The sequence below is a fragment of the Flavobacterium sp. B167r genome (genome assembly GCF_056824315.1).
In genome coordinates this window covers 3992741-4010879 of the sequence record NZ_CP124859.1, presented here as the reverse complement: position 1 = coordinate 4010879, position 18139 = coordinate 3992741, and the positions used below count along the sequence as shown (strand labels likewise).

Sequence of the window (18139 nt, the reverse complement as noted above, 5' to 3'; positions counted from 1 at the left end):
TCGATTATTCGTTTATCAATTCCAAAATAGTAGCTTTCGGCTGTTCAGATTCCGTTTTCTTTACACCAAATTCTTGAAACGCAATACGTTTTTCAACTTTATAAATTTCGCGCCCAGCTAACTGATTAATTATGCATGAATTTCTATAAGCACCCATTCCTAAATCTGGAGTAGAAAGCCCATGTGTATGCAATTCAGCATTTTGAACGAAAATATCAGTTCCGTTTTTATCTATCGTATAGTTACGATTCACATTAAACAAACCATTTTCCAAACGTTGAATTTTGTTTTCAATAGTAGAAAGAATTGCAGGTTCTTTGTACTTGTAACCTGTCGCCATAATAAGATAATCAGTTTGATCTTCAAACGATTCTTCTAGTTCGGTATGAGTAAAATCTAGATGATAAGAACCATCCGTTTTTTCATTTACAGAAGTCAATTTTAGATTGGAACGCAGCTCAACATTTAAAGGTTTGCCTTCTAGACTCATTTCATAAAGAGTGTCAAAGATTTCATTAATTAATTCCTGATCAATTCCTTTGTAAAGACCATGTTGTCTAGATAGCAATTGTTGACGTTTTTCATGAGAAAGACTGTGAAAATGATCTACATATTCTGGAGAAGTTAATTCCAAAGTCAATTTTGATTTATTATCCAAAGGGAAAAAGTGTGAAGAACGCGTAAACCATTTTAACTGCAATCCATTTTGAGTTTCTGGAAGAAGATCACGGAAAACCTCGGCTGCACTTTGTCCTGATCCAATGATGGTTACGGTTGAATTCTCATTAATCTCTGGTTTGAAATACAAATATTTTGAAGTATGAATTACATTAGACAGCTCTTCTTGATTTATAAATCCTGGAATATGCGGTGAAGTACCAGTTCCTAAAACAATTTTATGAGAATAAAAAGTTTCAGTAGTATTTGATTTTGTATTAAGAACTAAGATTTTATAAAGATCATCAACATAATCAATAGATACAACTTTATGAGAAAACCTGCAATTCGATAATTTTGAAGCGACCCATTGGCAGTATTGATTATATTCTTTTCTGAAAATAAAGAAGTTTTCACGAATGTAAAATCGGTATAAACGCCCACTTTCTTTAATGTAATTTAAAAAACTGTATTGGTTTGATGGATCTGCCATAGTAACCAAATCGGCTAAAAACGGAACTTGCAGATTGGCATTGTCAAGCATAAGACCAGGATGCCAGTCAAAGCTTTCTGACTGGTCAAAAAATAAAGCTGATAATTCTTCAACGGGTTCAATTAGAGCTGCAAGACCAAGATTAAAAGGCCCGATACCGATTCCTATTAGGGAATATATTTTTTCTGTATTCATGGAAGTATTTTTTATGATTAGACTTGGGCAGTTGAAACTTCAATATTTTGAAAATCTTTGGCAGCAGGGAATTTTGCCCAATACCATTCTCTGTAACAGAAGTTTAGATTAGCTTTTTTATGTGGCATTTCAATCACTTTTTCGATTTTAAAACCAACATGGGCTTTATTCATCATCGAAGCAATTGAATCTACAGATCCTTCTCCGACCATTTTGCCGACTTTTGATTCCGATAAAACAAAATCCATCATCGATTGTGTCGCTGGAGAGCCGTATTTTAGTTTAGGATCGGTTGGCGCGATAAATTGATGCGTTCCATAATCAGAAGGAAGGACATCATAATAATTGCCAACAATGTCTCGGCTAGCCCAATATACTTCTATGTTAAAAGTCGGAACGCCGTTTGCTTCACCTATAAAACTATGCGAATGATCTCCAGGCAATAGCATTCTGTAATAGGCTTCCAACTCGCGAAGCGGCCAGTTCATTTGCCAGATTTTCAGAGCATGCTCACGATGAAACCATTCGTGCAGCATTTCTAAATCTTTATCTATATCTACCGGACGCAGTGTTATAGTGACATTTTCTTTTTCGAAAAAACGTTTAAAAACAGTACTGTTTTCTCTTGGATTTATAAGTTTTTTAGAGAAAAAATGCTTGTTAAGCGGATTTGGAAATGATTTATAAACAGCAGGATTGGTTCTTGGAGCACTTGCTTCATCCATATTGTTTAGACTGGTTAGCAGATTTCCTTTCACCACTAATTTCACACTATTGGTAAAATGTGAAATCATGCCTGTAGTATCTAAATCTTCTTCATTTTTTAAAGCTTGATAAAGAAGTTCGAGCAATGCAGTTTCGTCAGCTAATTTGTTGCTTCCTAAAATGCTTATAATTCCAAACAAATGATTTACAAGTAGATAATATCCCCAAAAATCAATAATTCTTTTTTCAGCAATAAAAGATCTGCTTTCTTCACCAAAATTCGGAATCAATTTCTCTAGTTCTGGAACTTTTCCTTGTCTGAAAAAATAGCCCTGATTATCTCTAAAATACAGTTTTGATGGAAAAAGATTTTCGTCAAACTCTACCAGCACGTTCTGCTGATGAAATTCTGAGCCAAAACCATATTTGTTAAAAATACCTACCAATGGAGTAATCGAAATATTCAAATATTGCTTGAACCAAGAAATAGCAATTTCTGTTGGAGAAGCATTTGTTCTTTTCGCCGCCTCACTGATTACATTATGAATTCTTGCTGGTTCACCCAAAAATCCTTCTTGACAAAGAGAAGCAACCATAGAAACATTTTTCAAAGCAGCATTTTCATTAAAAGGATTTTCGCGAATACTCGTGCTAAAACCATCAATAACTTGATCGTTATAAGTGACAGCAATAAAAGCGGGATCTGTAATGAGCTGAATTTGGGGATAATCTTTTTGAATTCCTTTTCCCCAATCTGTTTTCATAAGTCTGGCTGCATCATAACCGCGATTTAATTCATGCAAGTAATTCACACGGAAAGAATTAGTGATTTTTACGTGTAATGAGAATTTATACATCCATTTGCTTTGGGCATTGTAAACTGTTCGCACAGATGAAGTTGCAGTATAATCTGGTCCCAATTGGCCCAAATCAAAAAGCAGTTTTTTAGCCTCCATTTCTTTTACTTCAGGAAGTTCCAATAAATAAGAAGCTTCCCAAGGATGAGTAGGAACCACTTTAAAATCAGGATATAAAGTCAGAAGTTCTTCAGCATTTTTACTGTTATATTTTAAAATTTCTTTTCGAAGATAATCGGTAGGAAGATCATCGGCAGCACTTTTTTCAATTACATTTTCAGGATGAATAAGGAAAAAATGCAGCGGAAAGTTTCCTCTAGTTTCTGGAGAATATTGAAATAATTCTTCTTTGGTAAATCCTTCTCTGCTTTTTGGCAATGGATGTACATTATGTCCTAAAACTAAAGACTGTTCAGCTTCTATAAATCTCATTTCTGGGCTATTAGCGCTGAAACCATTTTCTTTATGATATTCAAGATATAAAGCGAGATTGGAAATGCTGTTTTCCATGCGTTGCTGTGTTGAATTTGCGTCTGCATCAGGATATTCTTCTTTAGAATAAAGCGCGGCAAACCCAGCAAATTCCATTGGATTTATTTCTCTAAATGCATCTGTAGCAAGATCGCGAGATACAACTGGAAAAATAAAAGCATGGACACCACTTTCTGAAAAGTAAGCTAAAGGGGCGAAAACTTCTTGCCCAATTGAAGCAAAATCAAATCTCAAAAAAGAAGAATGATTAATCGTTTGCATAAAATCAGCTAGAGCGGGATCATATTTAGGAATGCCTTCATAACGGCTCCAGTTGCTAAATTCTCTGCAATAACAATTCAGCAGAGACTTAAAGTTTACTTGTTCAGCAAGCTGTTGATAATTAGTTAAGTCTGTGGTATTCATTTCCGTTTTGTTTTATTTGATTAAGAATGTTTTTTATGTCATTTACAGTAGTCAGCGGGTTGAAAATGGTAAGCTTTAAATAGAATTCGCCATTCACTTTTGTACTGGCTACTAAAACATCTCCGCTGAAAAAAAGTTTTTCTTTGATGTATTTGTTGACTTCGCAAGAATTAGATTCGGCAGGACCATCCAGATAACGGAACACTAAAACTCCCATATCAGATTCGCATAATAATTCAAAATTTTCATCTGATTCAATAAGTGATGCGGCCTGTTGAGTAGTTTCGATGATGGTGTCGGTGTAATGTCCCAGTTTTTCTCTGCCCAGATAACGTAGCGTGAACCACAATTTTAGGGCATCAAAACGACGCGTACTCTGAATAATTGATTTATTAATTTGAGCTGGAAGTGCATCGTAATCTTGTTCTTTTGGATTTAAATAATCAGCGTGATGCTTGATAATATTTAAATGCAATTTGTTTTTTACGATAAAAGCACTGCTGCTGATAGGCTGAAAAAATGATTTATGATAATCAATTGTTACAGAATCAGCTAGTTCAATTCCTTGTAAAAGATGTCTGTGCGTATCAGTCAATAAAAGTCCGCAACCATAAGCGGCATCAACATGAAGCCAGATATTGTGGCGTTTTGCTATGGCAGCAATCGGGTGAAGCGGATCAATATTTCCAAAATCGGTAGTACCTGCAGTTGCCGTAATCGCAATTGGAATATTTCCTTTTTGAATTTCTGAATCAATGGCTTTTTCCAATTTTTCAGGATCCATTCTATATCTTTCATCGACACCGACGTGAACGACTGCTTGTTCACCCAATCCTAAAATCCAAGAATTTTTATGGTTACTGAAATGCGCTTTATCCGAAACAAAAACTCTAAATTTTGAAGCATCAGCAGGAAGACCGTCAAGTTTAATATTCCATTTTTGGTATTCCAAAGCGTAGTAATCCCTCGCTAGAAGAAGTCCCATTAAGTTACTTTGCGAACCTCCAGCGGTAAAAATTCCGTCTCCATTTTTATAACCAATCTGTTCGCTTGTCCAATCGATTAGTTTTCTTTCGATAAAAGTTCCTCCAGCACTCTGGTCATAAGTGTCTTGCGAAGAATTTATGGCACTTATTAAAACTTCTGCCGCAAGTGCTGGTATAACAACAGGGCAGTTTAAATGCGCAATGTATTCAGGAAGATGGTAAGCTGTAGCGTGGTTAACATAAATTTCATCAACTTCATCAAAAAGGCTCTGATAATCTTGAAGCGGTTCATCAAGATCAATTGCCTCAACCATACGTTTCATTTCGTCTGGTCTGATTCCTGTGAACGGTTTGGTAGTGTTTTTTAAGAAACGGCTGACTCTTTCTTGCGCAGATTTTACAGCAGTTGCATATTCTTTATTAGAATGCTGGCTGAAAATGTCTTTAAAATTTTCCGCTTCAGTAAGCGTGGTTTTAGATTCCTGTGTGGTAGGGACCGTATTGTTCATAGTTTTAAATTTTATAGTTCAGTTAATGATTATTTTAAAAAGGAAACTTTCTTCGATATAGGAGTTCTCTTTTTTTTGGAAATTTTTAAATCAGAAGGATAATATCCGAGATAGAGTAGGCCTAGTGATTTTTCATTGTCAGCAAGCCCAAATTGTGAAACATAATCTATTGCAACCTGTTTGGTACTCCAGTAATTTCCAATGTTGTATGCCGTGCAGGTTAAAGCAATATTTTGGACAGCTGATGATATGGCAGCAATTTCTTCCCATTCGGGAAGATTAATTTTGGTATTCCGTACCATTATGATACCAATTAGACAGGCCGCATTTAGAGGATATTTTTTTAGATATTCCAGTTTTTCGATCCTAGCTTGTGCACTGAGTTCGGAATAAGATTCACTGAAGTAATCTGCCATGAAAATGCCATATTGTTCGAGATAGCTGTCTTTTAAAACAAGAAACCTCCACGGCTCGGTCATTTTATGGTTTGGCGCCCAAAGCGCATTGATCAAAATTTCCTCTAATAGTTTGTCTGGAATTTCCTTTTTTATAAAATCTCCTGCGTAGATACTTCGTCTGGCTCGGATGATTTTTGAAATTTTTTTCTGTCGATGTACACATTCTGACAGCCTAATTTCATTGACTTTCGTACTAATATTCATATTTTTTTTAAAAATTAATTAAGAAAATTCTTTTTTTAAAATGCAAAACTAAATATATTTGTAAGTAGATTTTATTTAGAATGAATAAAAACAGCGTAAACAAATGTAGAAATTAATCTTTATAAAAAAAATAAAACAGTAAAAAAATATACGAAATTATTTACATTTTAATAATGTATTTGATGAAGTTTTATTTGTATATTGGTTGTTTTCAGTAGTTTGTGTTTTTTATTTATCCAAATCTTTATTAACTATAAAATAAACGTAAGAAATGAAATCACAGTCAGTAATTGAAGATGAAATACCAGTTAGAGAAAATTATGCTTATCAAATTCCTACAAGTCCACTGATTGTAGAAATTACGCCCCAAGAGAGAAACATTTTGTCTAATGTTGGGACTCTTTTAGAGAAGGCATTTCGTTCCTATGAAAACCCAGATTATATCGCAGCTCTTCATCTTTATTCTTTCCAACTGTTGCCTGAAAGAATAGCTAGGATTTTAAGTCAGTTTGGAACAGACTTTTCGGCAGACCAATATGGTGCAATTGTTTTTAAGGGACTTCTAGAGGTGGATCAGGAATATTTAGGGCCGACACCTGCAAACTGGCAGAGTGCAGATTACTCAAAACTTAATAAATATGGCTTTATTTGCTCACTGTTGCATGGAGCTGTACCATCTAAGCCTGTTCAGTATTATGCGCAGCGAAAGGGTGGGGGAATACTTCATGCCGTAATTCCGGATGAAAAGATGGCTGTTACGCAGACAGGATCAGGATCAAAAACCGATTTATATGTTCATACAGAAGATGCATTTCTTCTTCATCAGGCAGATTTTTTGAGTTTCTTGTATCTCCGAAATGAAGAGAGAGTTCCTTCAACTCTTTATTCTGTAAGGTCACACGGTAGAATAAACCCTGTAATGGAAAAACTTTTTGAGCCAATTTATCAATGCCCCAAAGATGCCAATTATGATGAGGAAACTAATGAAGGTCCGCTGGCTTCAGTGCTATACGGAAACAAAGAATTGCCTTTTATAAGATTTGATGCTGCAGAGCAGATTTTTAATGAAAAGGCAGGACAGACTCCTGAAGCATTGTACAATTTAACGGAATTCTGGAACGAGGCAAAAGAACTTATCAATAGTGAATATATACCTGATTCAGGAGATGTTATTTTTGTCAATAATCATTTGTGCGCGCATGGTAGGAGTGCTTTTACAGCAGGTCAGAGAGAGGAGAACGGTAAAATTGTGCAATGTGAGAGAAGACAGATGCTTAGAATGATGAGTAAAACTAGTTTAATTCATATGAGATCTATGACACAGACAAATGATCCGTATTTTGTTATGGAAGAACATTTAGGCAAAGCTTTCGATTTGGATTAAAGCTTGCTTAAATTGAAAAAGAGATATCAATTATATTTGATATCTCTTTTCTTATATAAATTTATAGCAACAGATTTCTTTTCAGAAGACGGGTTGAAGTAAAAAAGTTTTGATCATCATTGTGTTCGATTTTCAGTAAATATTAAACAAAAAAAAGGAAACGACCTATTATTTTATTGGTGTTTCCTTTTTGATTTATGATATTTTAGAGATTTATTTGCCGCTTGATGCAGTAATTTTCCCTAGTTGCAATCTATAATCTGGTCTTTTTCCATTGTAAAGATCCACGAAAGTTTCTTTGTTGTCTGTTTGTGAATAAACATTAGAGAAAATGCTATTTCCGTACCAGTTCTCTAAATCAGCGTTATCTTTGTTGTTTTCAGTAAAAATGTTACCAGTACATTGGTTGAAAAACATTTCTTGAAATTTGATTTTCTTTAAATTGTCACCATTTACTACAGTTTGGCTATCTAATAAAACAGCTGGATTAAATCCTGAAACAACACTTCTTTTAAGTTCTAGAGAAGTATTATCAGCTACGTAAATTGCCTCTTTAACTAAGCCAGACTGAATATCAGCTTTGATGTTCTCACTATCATTAAGCATAGTAAGGTTTGAAGCAGAAACGAAAGTAGATTTTCTAGTAAAGTCAGTTTCACTTTTCTTTTCGTAAGCTTTCACTTCAAGACATCTTGAACCATCTTTATTACTTGATAAGTAAGAAGATCTAACAGCTAAAGAGTTAAACAAACGTAATTGCGATCCTTGTGTAATTTTAAAATCGTCGTTGATTGATTTGTAAGAAACTAGTTGAGAAGCACTTAAATCTCCACCATAAAAAGCGAATGAATCTCCACCTGAGAAGCTTACCATGATGTTTTCTAAAACAGTTTTATTTCCTGCTCCTGCAACAGTAAGTCCGTTAAAGCTATCTGCTCCTTTTACTTTTTTTCCTGCGAATTCAATTCTAACAAATTTTAAAACTCCAGAGCTAGCAGCCACATTGTTACCGCCGTATACAGTTAGAGCAGGATCAAGATCCATATTATAAGAACCTACACCTCCAAATTTATTAATTGGAGCATCTCCAAGGATTACTAAGCCACCCCAATCGCCCGCTTTTTTCATACTAGCGTTTGAAGTAAAAACGATAGGATCAGTTTCTTGACCTTCTGCTATGATTTTGGCACCTTTAGTAATAATAAGGGTTCCTTTGCTTGCAACATCTCCAATGATTACAGTTCCTGGATCAATTGTCAAGATAGCATTATTAGTTACATATACATTACCTTGAAGGATGTATACGTTTCTTTTCATTAGTTTTGTGTTTTCGGTAATATTACCGGCAAGTATTTGATTAGCTTCTTTAGATTCAGCTTTTTGTGGCTTGAATTCTGTCCAGTTGTCTAACCAGTTAGTGTATCCGATAATTCCTTTTTCTTGTTGAGCACTTACTCCTGCAGCGAACAGTAAGCAGATCATTAGAGTAATTTTTTTCATAGTCTGGGGCTATTTGGTATTACATTTTTTTTAATGCTTCTAAAATGAAGTCTAAAGTTCTTTTGTTATTGAAACGTGAGTTGGAGAAAAATATTTTATCGCAACTGTAAGAATTTTTAAAATTACTTTCTTAGAGCATCTATTACAAATATAAAGAAAAATATTAGAGTTTACGGGGCTTTACTCAATATTTAACATTTGTTGAAGTTGAGACTGGAAGTTAAGGTGTTTGCTTTCTTCTTTTTCGTTTGATTTTGGCTAATGAAAGAAAAACTCTTCTCGAGAAGTTATGCATTTTTATAGTATTAATGGATTTATTATGTTTTTGTTTTTCAATAAGATATGATTCTTTTTAATGTTTTAAATCAATAAGATTAGCTTTCTAAATTGACTTGATGAAAAATTAAATAAAGTTCTGAAGTTATTATTGTCTGCTACTTTTTATTTAAACAAGAAATTTTTTTTGAAAATACTTATGATGTTTTCATTGATAGTATAAGATGCAAAAAATGGTTTAAGGAATTTATAGCATTCTTCAAATCTACTCCTCTCAAAACAGAAACTGTAGAAAATGAATAATTAGATAAGTAATAGTACGTTTTTTTTTACCTATTATGTTAATTAACAATTTTGTGATTCTAAATTTGGAATATTTACTAAAACACATAAAATCATCACGTTGCATTTTAGCGGGCAACGGTTCATTTTACAATTTCTGGTTTCAGTTTATAATCTGAAACCTTTTCTAAAGATTAAAAGAAAGAGATTAAAGTATTTCATTTTAATTTTAAATATTATTTCCGATAAAGAAATTTATCACTCATATATCGAAGTTTTGAAAATGAATCTATAAGGTAAAATACAGTATTAATTAAATACAATCAAACCTATGGCCGCTATTCCTGACGAATTGTATAATGTTAAATTTGCAGCGTACTTTGACTCGATGAAAGAATTGTACATACTCGACGAAAAATTTAAGGTTATCTGCGATGCTTATTGCATTAGCACTGCTAAAACTGAACTTTACAAAGAGAAAAGCGAAAAAAACTACAGACGCAGGGTAAAGTTTGAAAATCTCTCAAGGGAATTAGAAGAAGAAATACTTTTTTACATCATGAGAAATAGTTAATTCTTTATAGGCATAATTTTCAGCACCTTTCAGAAAGTGCCGTTTGAGATACTATTTTCCATTGTTCCATTTTCTCGGCTGTTGTTAAGCCTGCATTTAGTCCGCTTGTAGAAGGTAAAGTTATATAGGTTATGCCTTCTTGAGACACACTATGTTTCTGGAAGTATTTTGCGGCGGCTTTGCTTTCAAAAAAGACATATTTGATATTCGGAAATTGTTTATGCAGACCTTCAAAATCGTTTATTTTTTCTTCTGTAATTGTAGCATCACTGCTTCCTTCTCTTTTACAGCTTTCTAAAACATTCCAAAGACCGATGTTATATTTTTTAACCAGCGCTTTTCGATCTTCATAAGAAGTGCTGAATTCTTCTTCAAAAATATCAAACAGAATTTTCCAAAACAGGTTTCCTCGATTGGCATAGTATTCTTGCTTAGCAATAGATTGTTCGCCCGCCATAGTCCCCATAATTAGAATAACTGTAGAATTGTCAATTAGTGGTTGTAGGGCTTTTTTGTACATTTTTTTCTTCTTTCTTAGAAATATAAAGTTACCGATAAAAAGATGTCGTGAGTGTAATCAAAATAAAAAAAGAAACCATTCCATAACAGAGTGGCTTCTTTTTATTTGAATATTTTTTTTAGAAAAGCTTATTTGCTTAGCAACTTTTCAAGTCTAGTCATCATTTCATCTTTTTCTTTCAGCATGCGTTCGTATAAAGCAATTTTTTCTTCGTGTAATTTTTTTAGTTCTTCTAACGGATTGATGTTAAATACAGGTTTAGCATTTCCTATGTAAGCATCTTTTTCAATATTAAAAGTATTCGAAATAATATTTACAGCTTGTTCTTCGTCAAAATTCTGAAAAGCCTCAACTGGAATTTTCAATACGGTTGAGATTTGTTTAAGAAGGCTTTCTTCAATTACATCTTTCTGTTCCAACATAGAAATTTTCTTTTGGTTCCATTCTTCTCCTAGATCATAAGCCAATGCTTCCTGTTTAATGTTAAGCATTTCTCTAAATCGTTTTACATTTCTTCCCTGATGAATTTTCTGTTCCATATTGAATGTTGGTTTCTATAGGCTCAAAGATAAAGCCATTTAGATTAAAAAGTCTGAATTTCAAAGATAAAAATTATCTTCTAAAATATTCTTTTTGTCAGATATTATATCCGTTTTTAGAATCGGTTATTTTCACTTCTGAAAAAGTTCTTTAGCTAAAAAAAAACTGTACAATCTTGAAAGCTTTCAAGATTGCGCAGTTTTTACGGGCTATAAAGGGTGATATTTTTTTGTTTTAAGCCACTGAACAAGAACTTTTAGCTTCTTTAGTTAAAGGCTTAAGTCCGAGGTTTTGGAACATTTGCATATCTTCAGATAATCCTGGGTTTGGTGTTACCAATAAGGTTTCGCGTTCTCCTTTAAAAATAGAATTGGCCCCAGCCATAAAACACCAAGCTTGTTCTTCTTCGGTCATTTCAATGCGTCCTGCACTCAAACGAACAACAGATGCAGGCATGATAATACGTGCTGTGGCAATCATTCGTACCATATCCCAAATTGGCACTTTCGGATTATTTTCTAAAGGCGTTCCTTTTACTCTAGCCAATGCATTGACAGGAACAGATTCTGGGTGAACGGGCATTGTTGCTAAAGTTGCCAACATAGAAATGCGATCTGCTGAGCTTTCTCCCAAACCAATAATTCCGCCAGAACAAACCGTAATACCTGCTTTTCTAACATTATTAATAGTATCAAGGCGCTGATCAAATTTGCGTGTACTGATAATTTCATCATAATAACTTTCTGAAGTGTCCAAATTGTGATTATAGGCATACAAACCTGCTTCTTGAAGTCGTATTGCTTGTTCTTCGGTAAGCATTCCTAGTGTGCAGCAAACTTCCAAACCAAGATCATTAACGCCTTTTACCATTTCAATAACACGGTCAAAATCTTTGTTATCGCGAACTTCGCGCCAAGCTGCGGCCATGCAAAAGCGGGAAGAACCTCCATCTTTTGCTTTTTGTGCATGCTCAAGTACTTTTTCTGTTGGAAGAAGAGCCTGAACTTTTATATCAGTGTGATAACGTGCCGCTTGGCCACAGTAAGAGCAATCTTCCGGACAACCGCCTGTTTTTACAGAAAGCAAAGTGCATACCTGTATTTCCGAGGTTTTATGCCAGTTGCGATGCACAGTTGCAGCCTGATAAACCAATTCTAATAAAGGCTGATCATAAATGGCTTGAATTTCTTCTTTGCTCCAGTCGTTTCTTAATTGTTCGTTCATTTTTTATTTTGATGCTTTATGATTTTTGATCAAATGTATTGTTTTGCTGTATCACCAAAATGTACCACTTTTTATATTATGGGTAGTCCGGTTGGTAAAGGCTTGGTAATTCTTCTTCGAAAAGGTTAAAAAGAATGATTAGGCTGTTTATAAAAATTGAAACTATGATCGATTTATGTTACAGGTTAACGTTTATTAATCAAACTTTAACGTTTAATGTTGTTGTTTTCAGATATTTATAATATCTTTAACTTATAAAATGGGAATTGTATAACCTTTCTGTATAATTTTGCAGCAACAAATTATCAATTACCCCAAATTATCATTATTAACTTAACTATCAGTTTGATATGAGAATATTTTTAGTGGCACTGCTTATTTCCTTGAGTTCTTTCACTACTATGAATGTAAGAGAAGACGATGAAATACTGAATGAACTTGAATTTGCAAGACTTACAGAACATGTAAATGAAATTAAGGCTTTTACCTCTGGTAATCAGAAATATAGCAAAAAAATTGCTTTTCTTGTTGATATGAAAATTAAATCAGGAAAAAACCGTTTTTTTGTTTATGACTTAGAAAATAATCAAATCCTCGAGCAAGGATTGGTGGCACATGGTTCTGGTTCTGAGACAGGAATAAAAGGAGATATTCTTCAATTTAGCAATCTTCCAAATTCTAATTGCACTTCTCTAGGAAGATATTCGGTAGAAAAACCATATAATGGCGTTTTCGGAAAAGCTTTTAGACTTGCAGGATTAGACGAAAGTAACAACAATGCCATGAAACGTGCTATTGTATTGCACAAGTACAAAGAAGTTCCGCAGGATGAACAAGGCTACTACATTATTAATAGCCATGGCTGTCCGATGGTTAACGAAGAATTTTTTAAAAAACTTGCAAAATATATAGAGAGTTCAAATTCAAAAATCTTGTTGTCTGTTTATTATTAAATTACAGAACTATTGGTTTAGACTGTTGAAATAAAATTGAAAAAGAGAACTTTGGTTCTCTTTTTTTATCCATATCCTAGAAATAATGTTTACAGATTTAAAAATATCAATATATTTGCGCATCAGATCAAACAAATGAAAAACATCATTAACATCGCTACAATTATTATCATTATTATCATTCGATAGTAGTGGAGGGATGTTATATAAATAAGTAAAAATACAATTTAGAAAACCTCCCCTCAGCGGGAGGTTTTTTTGTTTACAGCAGTTATGAAAAATTCAATTCAGAATAGCATTATTATTTCTATTATCATTATTCGTATCACATGACGAGTCAGGATTTTATTGTCTATTCAAAAAAAAGCCTTTCTCAATAATGTGAAAGGCTTTTTTTATTTCCCTCACAGCCTAAAAAAAAGTATCCATAAAAATCAAACAATGAAAAACGAATTTACTCTTACAATCTATTCTGAAGATCAACTACGATTAATCACTAAACTGAGCTCAATGTTTATAAGAAAACAAATAGCCATTTTGAGCCTTAATATGTCTATTTGCGAAATTGATAAAATGTACAGACATACAATTGTGGTAAATGAAACGCTAGATGCAGTCATAAATTTAGCAGCGCAAATAGAGAAAATTATAGAAGTTTTTAAATGTTATTATTCTTCTAATGAGGAAATTGTTTGCAGACAGATTACGTTGTTTAAAATACCGACAGCCATATTTATGACTGATACTAAAATGGAAAGTTTATTTCGTGAAAATAATTTCAAAATTTCAGAGATTCAAAAAGAATATACAATCTTAGAAGCTACAGGAACAGATGAAGAAATAATTGTTTGGACTGAAAAATTAAATCAATTCGGATTAATAGAATTTGTACAGAGTTCCAGAATTGCTCTTATGAAATCTAGCGAAGGCTTTTATATTGAAAATTAAAAAAAGACACCGTAAACAAGTTGTTTTTCTTCTATATTTCTTATTTTTAATAGTCTAAGTTGCTAAAGCAAAAAAATATGATTTTAGGTACTAAACGTTTATTCTCTTTTTTACTGTTGATGTCAGTAGTAATGATAACTCCTTGTAAACTAGAAGCACAGCTTTTAGGCGGAGCAAAAACTACAACAGAAGAACCTGAAAAAATTCCAGATGATTCATTAGGGAGAGGAACGCCGCAAGGAACTGTCAACGGATTTATCAAAGCAATCGGCGATCAGAATTATCTGCGTGCGAGCCAGTATTTTATGCTTAGTAAACGTGCCTATCGCAAAACATCAGAAAGAATACGGATAGCAAAAACTTTTCAGCAATTATTGGATCAAGGAGGAAATTTCTCGCCTTCATCAATTCTAAGCAACAAAGAATTAGGACGGATAGACGATAATTTGGCAACAGGCGTAGATTTGGTCGGAAATATTTCTACAGATAAAATAAATATACAGCTTTATTTAGAAAATCAATCAGATGATAGCCAGCCGGCTTTATGGCTTTTTTCTGCAGAAACAATAGAAGCAATTCTTTCAGCAGATATTAGCGGAGAAAAAACTTTTCTAGACAGAATATTGCCAAAAGCCTTAAAAGAAAGAAAATTTGGAAATGTCCCTATTGGGCATTGGGGAGTAGTGGTTATCATGACAGTTATTACATATCTGCTTTCCAGACTGCTTATATTTGTTTTTATATTTCTGCTTCAAAAAGTCTGGAAAAAAGCAGATAGTGATAAAGGCAATGCTGTTATAGAGGCTTTTACGCTTCCAGTTCAGATGTATCTGACGGTAATTTTGTTTGTGGCGCTTACACAAAAAATGGGAATTTCTATAATAGTTCGCCAGCGATTTAGCATCATAATAATCACAATCGGAATTGTAGCTTTTCTAATCCTGCTTTGGAGAATGACCGATTTTGTGAGCATGTTTACAAGAAATAGAATGAACAGTCGAGGACGTGCTTCTGCGGTATCTGCCGTATTATTTTTAAGCCGTACTATGAAAGCAGCGATTGTCGTTATCGGAATTATTGCAATATTAGGAATTATTGGAGTAGACGTTACAGCTGGACTTGCGGCACTAGGAATCGGGGGGATTGCATTGGCTTTAGGAGCTCAAAAAACAATAGAAAATTTCGTAGGTAGCGTGAGTCTAATTGCTGATCAGCCACTACGAGTTGGCGATTACTGCCGAATTGACGATATAAAAGGAACTGTAGAATCTATCGGAATGCGTTCTACAACGCTTCGTACTGCAGCGCGTAGCATTGTAACGATTCCGAATGGTCAGTTGTCGGCTAGTAAAATAGAAAATTATGCGCATCGCGACCGTTTTATATTCAACCCGGTTTTTGGCTTTAGAATGGAAACTACTCCCGATCAGATGCGTTATCTGCTTGTAGAATTAAAATCTTTATTATTCTCACATCCTGCAGTTTTAAATTCGCCACCAATTGTACGTTTCACAGGTATAACTGCCGATGCTTTAAAAGTTGAAATTACGTCTTACATTGAAGCGATAAATTTCGAAACATCACAAGAAGTGCAAGAAGATCTTTTATTACGAATGTTGGATATCATAGAAAAAAGCGGAACCTCTCTGGCTTATCCTTCGCAGACACTTTATATGACGAGAGATATTCCAATTTCTAATGAAAAAGCGGAAGAGGTATCTAAAACAGTTAAAAAATGGAAAGAAAACAACGAATTGCAATTGCCTAATTTTGATCCAAAAAGGGTAGAAGAATTGAAGGATAGCATTAAATATCCAGACAAAGGAAGTTTTAATCCTAATGAAGAAAATACTATGTTTTGAAACCTAAAAAAAAGCTGTCTATACTGACAGCTTTTTTTTAGGTTAAAATCAGAATTTTAAGGGCGTAATATTCATTCAACAGTACAAAATTGTAAAAAGCTTTTAGTACTTATCCGTTATTGTTTTGAATAATCTATGTTTGAAAGAATCGAAAAACCTTGCTCTCAAACCTGAGTTTGACTTATTCCTACCACTTTTCTATAATGTCCTATTTTGATAGAAAAATGGCTTTTTATACCTAGTTAGTTTTGATTTGTAAATATATATTTACAAATCAAAACTAACTAAACGCCTATAAAATGTCAAAATTCTCAGAACAGGTTCATATTACCATAGAAGGTTTCTCTCAAAACGTCATTTACTACAATCTGGAGCTGTCGCAAAAAATGGCAGACCACCATCATTTTTCCTTTTTCTGGCAGTATACCGGAAAAGCCATTATCGCACCCCAAGATCAGGAAAAAGCCATCAGCAGCTACATGGGTAGCGAAGTGATCTTCACCTTTAAGGTAAAAGACATCCGACTGATGTCTAAAGGCCGAATCACAAAATTAACCTCCACCGACTTGCACGGAAGCCCAGCAGGACTGCACGTTATGGGAACAAGCCATACCATTGCTCTTGACGATATGCCCAAATCGAGAATCTTTCACGAGAAAAACATCCAGCAGATCGGACTCGAAATTCTTGCCGAAGAAAGTTCGGGAGAGTTCTACCAGAGGGACACCATCGTGCCTACCTATACAAAGGAATTCAAATGCAAGACCCAGTACAATGAGACCAGCTTCAATTTCCTCAAGCGCCTTTCTGCCCGCTATGCGCAATGGTTCTATTTTGACGGAATGCGCATGCAGTTTGGAAAAATTAAAAACACCGAAATAAAGCTTATAAACGAATCCTCGCTGCATAATTTCAGCATCGAAGCCAATCTGGTTCCGCACAAGGTTTCATTCAGCGGCTATGACTACGGCAGCGCGAGCGGAATAAAAAACGGTGCAGAAAAAACCGCAGTAGGAAGCCAAGACCGTTTTGCAACGCTTGCCGTTTTTAAACAGCCCTACATTGTAAGGCCAGGACTTGAAAATGGCGCTTATACAGACAATGCACAAAATAAAGACGAAATCGATGAAATGGTAAAAATGCAGACGGCAGGACGCGATGCCAACAGCATATTCTACAGCGGTACATCTTATCTGCCAATAGGTTTGGGACAGACTTTTTACATTGAAAACAAAAATGTACAGCACCATTTGCTCGCTATTGAAATTATCCACCGCTCTGAAGTGAACGGAAACTATACCTGCGTATTCAAAGCCATTCCTGCCGATGTCGCAGCGCCGCACTACACAGACGCAAATGCATTCGCTCCCGCTGAAAGCCAGCCCGCAAAAGTAATTGACAATAACGACCCCGAAAAAATGGGGCGCATTAAAGTCGAATTCTTCTGGAGCGGATGGTCGAGCAAAAGCGGCTGGATGCGTGTGGTACAGCAATATTCCGGCAAAAACTGGGGACAATACAACAGGCCTGAAATAGACGACGAAGTCCTCGTAAGTTTTGAAAACGGAAACGTAGAACGCCCGTATGTTTCAGGCTCGCATTATAACGGAAAAGCAATACCTGAATATTTTGACGAAAAAAACAATATAAAAGCATTAAAAACCCGAAGCGGAATCGAGACCCTTAGCAATGATGCACAAGGAAGCTGGAAACAAAGCACGCCCGACGGCAACTACTTATTTTTTGACGGAGAAGGAAATGCAACATTAAATATCCAAAAAAATCTCAACATCAATGTTGGAGAGAATTTAAACATAAATGTTGGGAAAAACATGGAAAATAATGTTAGCGCAAGTAAAAATGATAAGGTTGGCTTAAACCACACTGAAAAAATAGGAGGAATTAAAGAGCTTGGCGTTACGGGCGATTTCAATGCTGCCATTGGTGGAAAATATTTAGAGCACATTCAAGGAGACTTTGAGTCGCATACAGAAAAAGACAGGTATGAAAATAGCAAAGAAAGTTTTACCAACAGCAGCGAAAAAGACATCAATAAAAATGCTCAAAACAAAATACAAAACAACAGTGGGGAGCAAACCAAACAAAACTAAAAAA

General features: G+C 34.5%; 14 protein-coding genes. 6 read left to right on the top strand and 8 right to left on the bottom strand.

Annotation, left to right across the window (positions count from 1 at the left end):
- Nucleotides 1–4: 4 nt before the first annotated feature.
- From QLQ96_RS18000 to QLQ96_RS17985, 4 genes are read right to left on the bottom strand one after another with little or no spacing between them, the layout of a single operon-like run.
- Nucleotides 5–1345 carry a lysine N(6)-hydroxylase/L-ornithine N(5)-oxygenase family protein gene (locus QLQ96_RS18000; RefSeq protein WP_482492262.1) on the bottom strand — a complete coding sequence of 447 codons (1341 nt, stop codon included), beginning with the start codon at nt 1343–1345 and terminating at the stop codon, nt 5–7.
- A gap of 17 nt (nt 1346–1362) precedes the next feature.
- The gene (locus QLQ96_RS17995; protein WP_482492261.1) at nt 1363–3804 is read right to left on the bottom strand and encodes a GNAT family N-acetyltransferase; all 2442 of its coding nucleotides are present in this window, start codon (nt 3802–3804) and stop codon (nt 1363–1365) included.
- Nucleotides 3782–5299, bottom strand: a complete 1518-nt coding sequence (locus QLQ96_RS17990; protein ID WP_482492260.1) for a pyridoxal phosphate-dependent decarboxylase family protein — start codon at nt 5297–5299, stop codon at nt 3782–3784. Before QLQ96_RS17990 ends, QLQ96_RS17995 begins: the two co-directional genes overlap by 23 nt.
- A gap of 29 nt (nt 5300–5328) precedes the next feature.
- Nucleotides 5329–5961, bottom strand: coding sequence for a nitroreductase family protein (locus QLQ96_RS17985; RefSeq protein ID WP_482492258.1), 633 nt, complete (start codon nt 5959–5961; stop codon nt 5329–5331).
- Between the two features lie 271 nt (nt 5962–6232).
- On the opposite strand from QLQ96_RS17985, the gene QLQ96_RS17980 reads away from it, so the two are divergent.
- Complete coding sequence (locus tag QLQ96_RS17980; RefSeq protein WP_482492257.1) at nt 6233–7345, top strand: Fe(II)-2OG oxygenase family protein; 1113 nt, start codon at nt 6233–6235, stop codon at nt 7343–7345.
- 213 nt (nt 7346–7558) lie between these two features.
- On the opposite strand, the gene QLQ96_RS17975 is transcribed toward QLQ96_RS17980, so the two are convergent.
- Nucleotides 7559–8845 (bottom strand): hypothetical protein, encoded by a 1287-nt coding sequence (locus QLQ96_RS17975; protein WP_482492255.1) that lies wholly within the window; start codon nt 8843–8845, stop codon nt 7559–7561.
- A gap of 889 nt (nt 8846–9734) precedes the next feature.
- Here QLQ96_RS17975 and QLQ96_RS17970 point away from each other — a divergent pair.
- Complete coding sequence (locus QLQ96_RS17970) at nt 9735–9977, top strand: hypothetical protein (RefSeq protein ID WP_482492253.1); 243 nt, start codon at nt 9735–9737, stop codon at nt 9975–9977.
- Between the two features lie 19 nt (nt 9978–9996).
- On the opposite strand, the gene QLQ96_RS17965 is transcribed toward QLQ96_RS17970, so the two are convergent.
- The 3 genes from QLQ96_RS17965 to bioB form a co-directional block, all read right to left on the bottom strand.
- Complete coding sequence (locus QLQ96_RS17965) at nt 9997–10497, bottom strand: DNA-deoxyinosine glycosylase (RefSeq protein ID WP_482492251.1); 501 nt, start codon at nt 10495–10497, stop codon at nt 9997–9999.
- A 128-nt stretch (nt 10498–10625) separates the two neighbouring features.
- Entirely contained in the window at nt 10626–11036 is a 411-nt protein-coding gene (locus tag QLQ96_RS17960; protein ID WP_482492249.1) for an XRE family transcriptional regulator, read from the bottom strand.
- A 235-nt stretch (nt 11037–11271) separates the two neighbouring features.
- Nucleotides 11272–12261, bottom strand: a complete 990-nt coding sequence (bioB, locus tag QLQ96_RS17955; protein ID WP_482492248.1) for a biotin synthase BioB — start codon at nt 12259–12261, stop codon at nt 11272–11274.
- 350 nt (nt 12262–12611) lie between these two features.
- Between bioB and QLQ96_RS17950 the strand changes: the two genes are divergently transcribed.
- From QLQ96_RS17950 to QLQ96_RS17935, 4 genes are all read left to right on the top strand, one after another.
- Nucleotides 12612–13214 (top strand): murein L,D-transpeptidase catalytic domain-containing protein, encoded by a 603-nt coding sequence (locus QLQ96_RS17950; RefSeq protein ID WP_482492247.1) that lies wholly within the window; start codon nt 12612–12614, stop codon nt 13212–13214.
- A 441-nt stretch (nt 13215–13655) separates the two neighbouring features.
- A complete protein-coding gene (locus tag QLQ96_RS17945) occupies nt 13656–14162 on the top strand; it encodes an acetolactate synthase small subunit (protein WP_482492246.1) in 507 nt (168 codons plus the stop codon).
- A gap of 77 nt (nt 14163–14239) precedes the next feature.
- Entirely contained in the window at nt 14240–16024 is a 1785-nt protein-coding gene (locus tag QLQ96_RS17940) for a mechanosensitive ion channel family protein (protein ID WP_482492245.1), read from the top strand.
- A 386-nt stretch (nt 16025–16410) separates the two neighbouring features.
- On the top strand, nt 16411–18135 hold the full coding sequence (locus QLQ96_RS17935; protein WP_482492244.1) for a type VI secretion system Vgr family protein: 1725 nt from the start codon (nt 16411–16413) through the stop codon (nt 18133–18135).
- Nucleotides 18136–18139 lie beyond the last annotated feature (4 nt).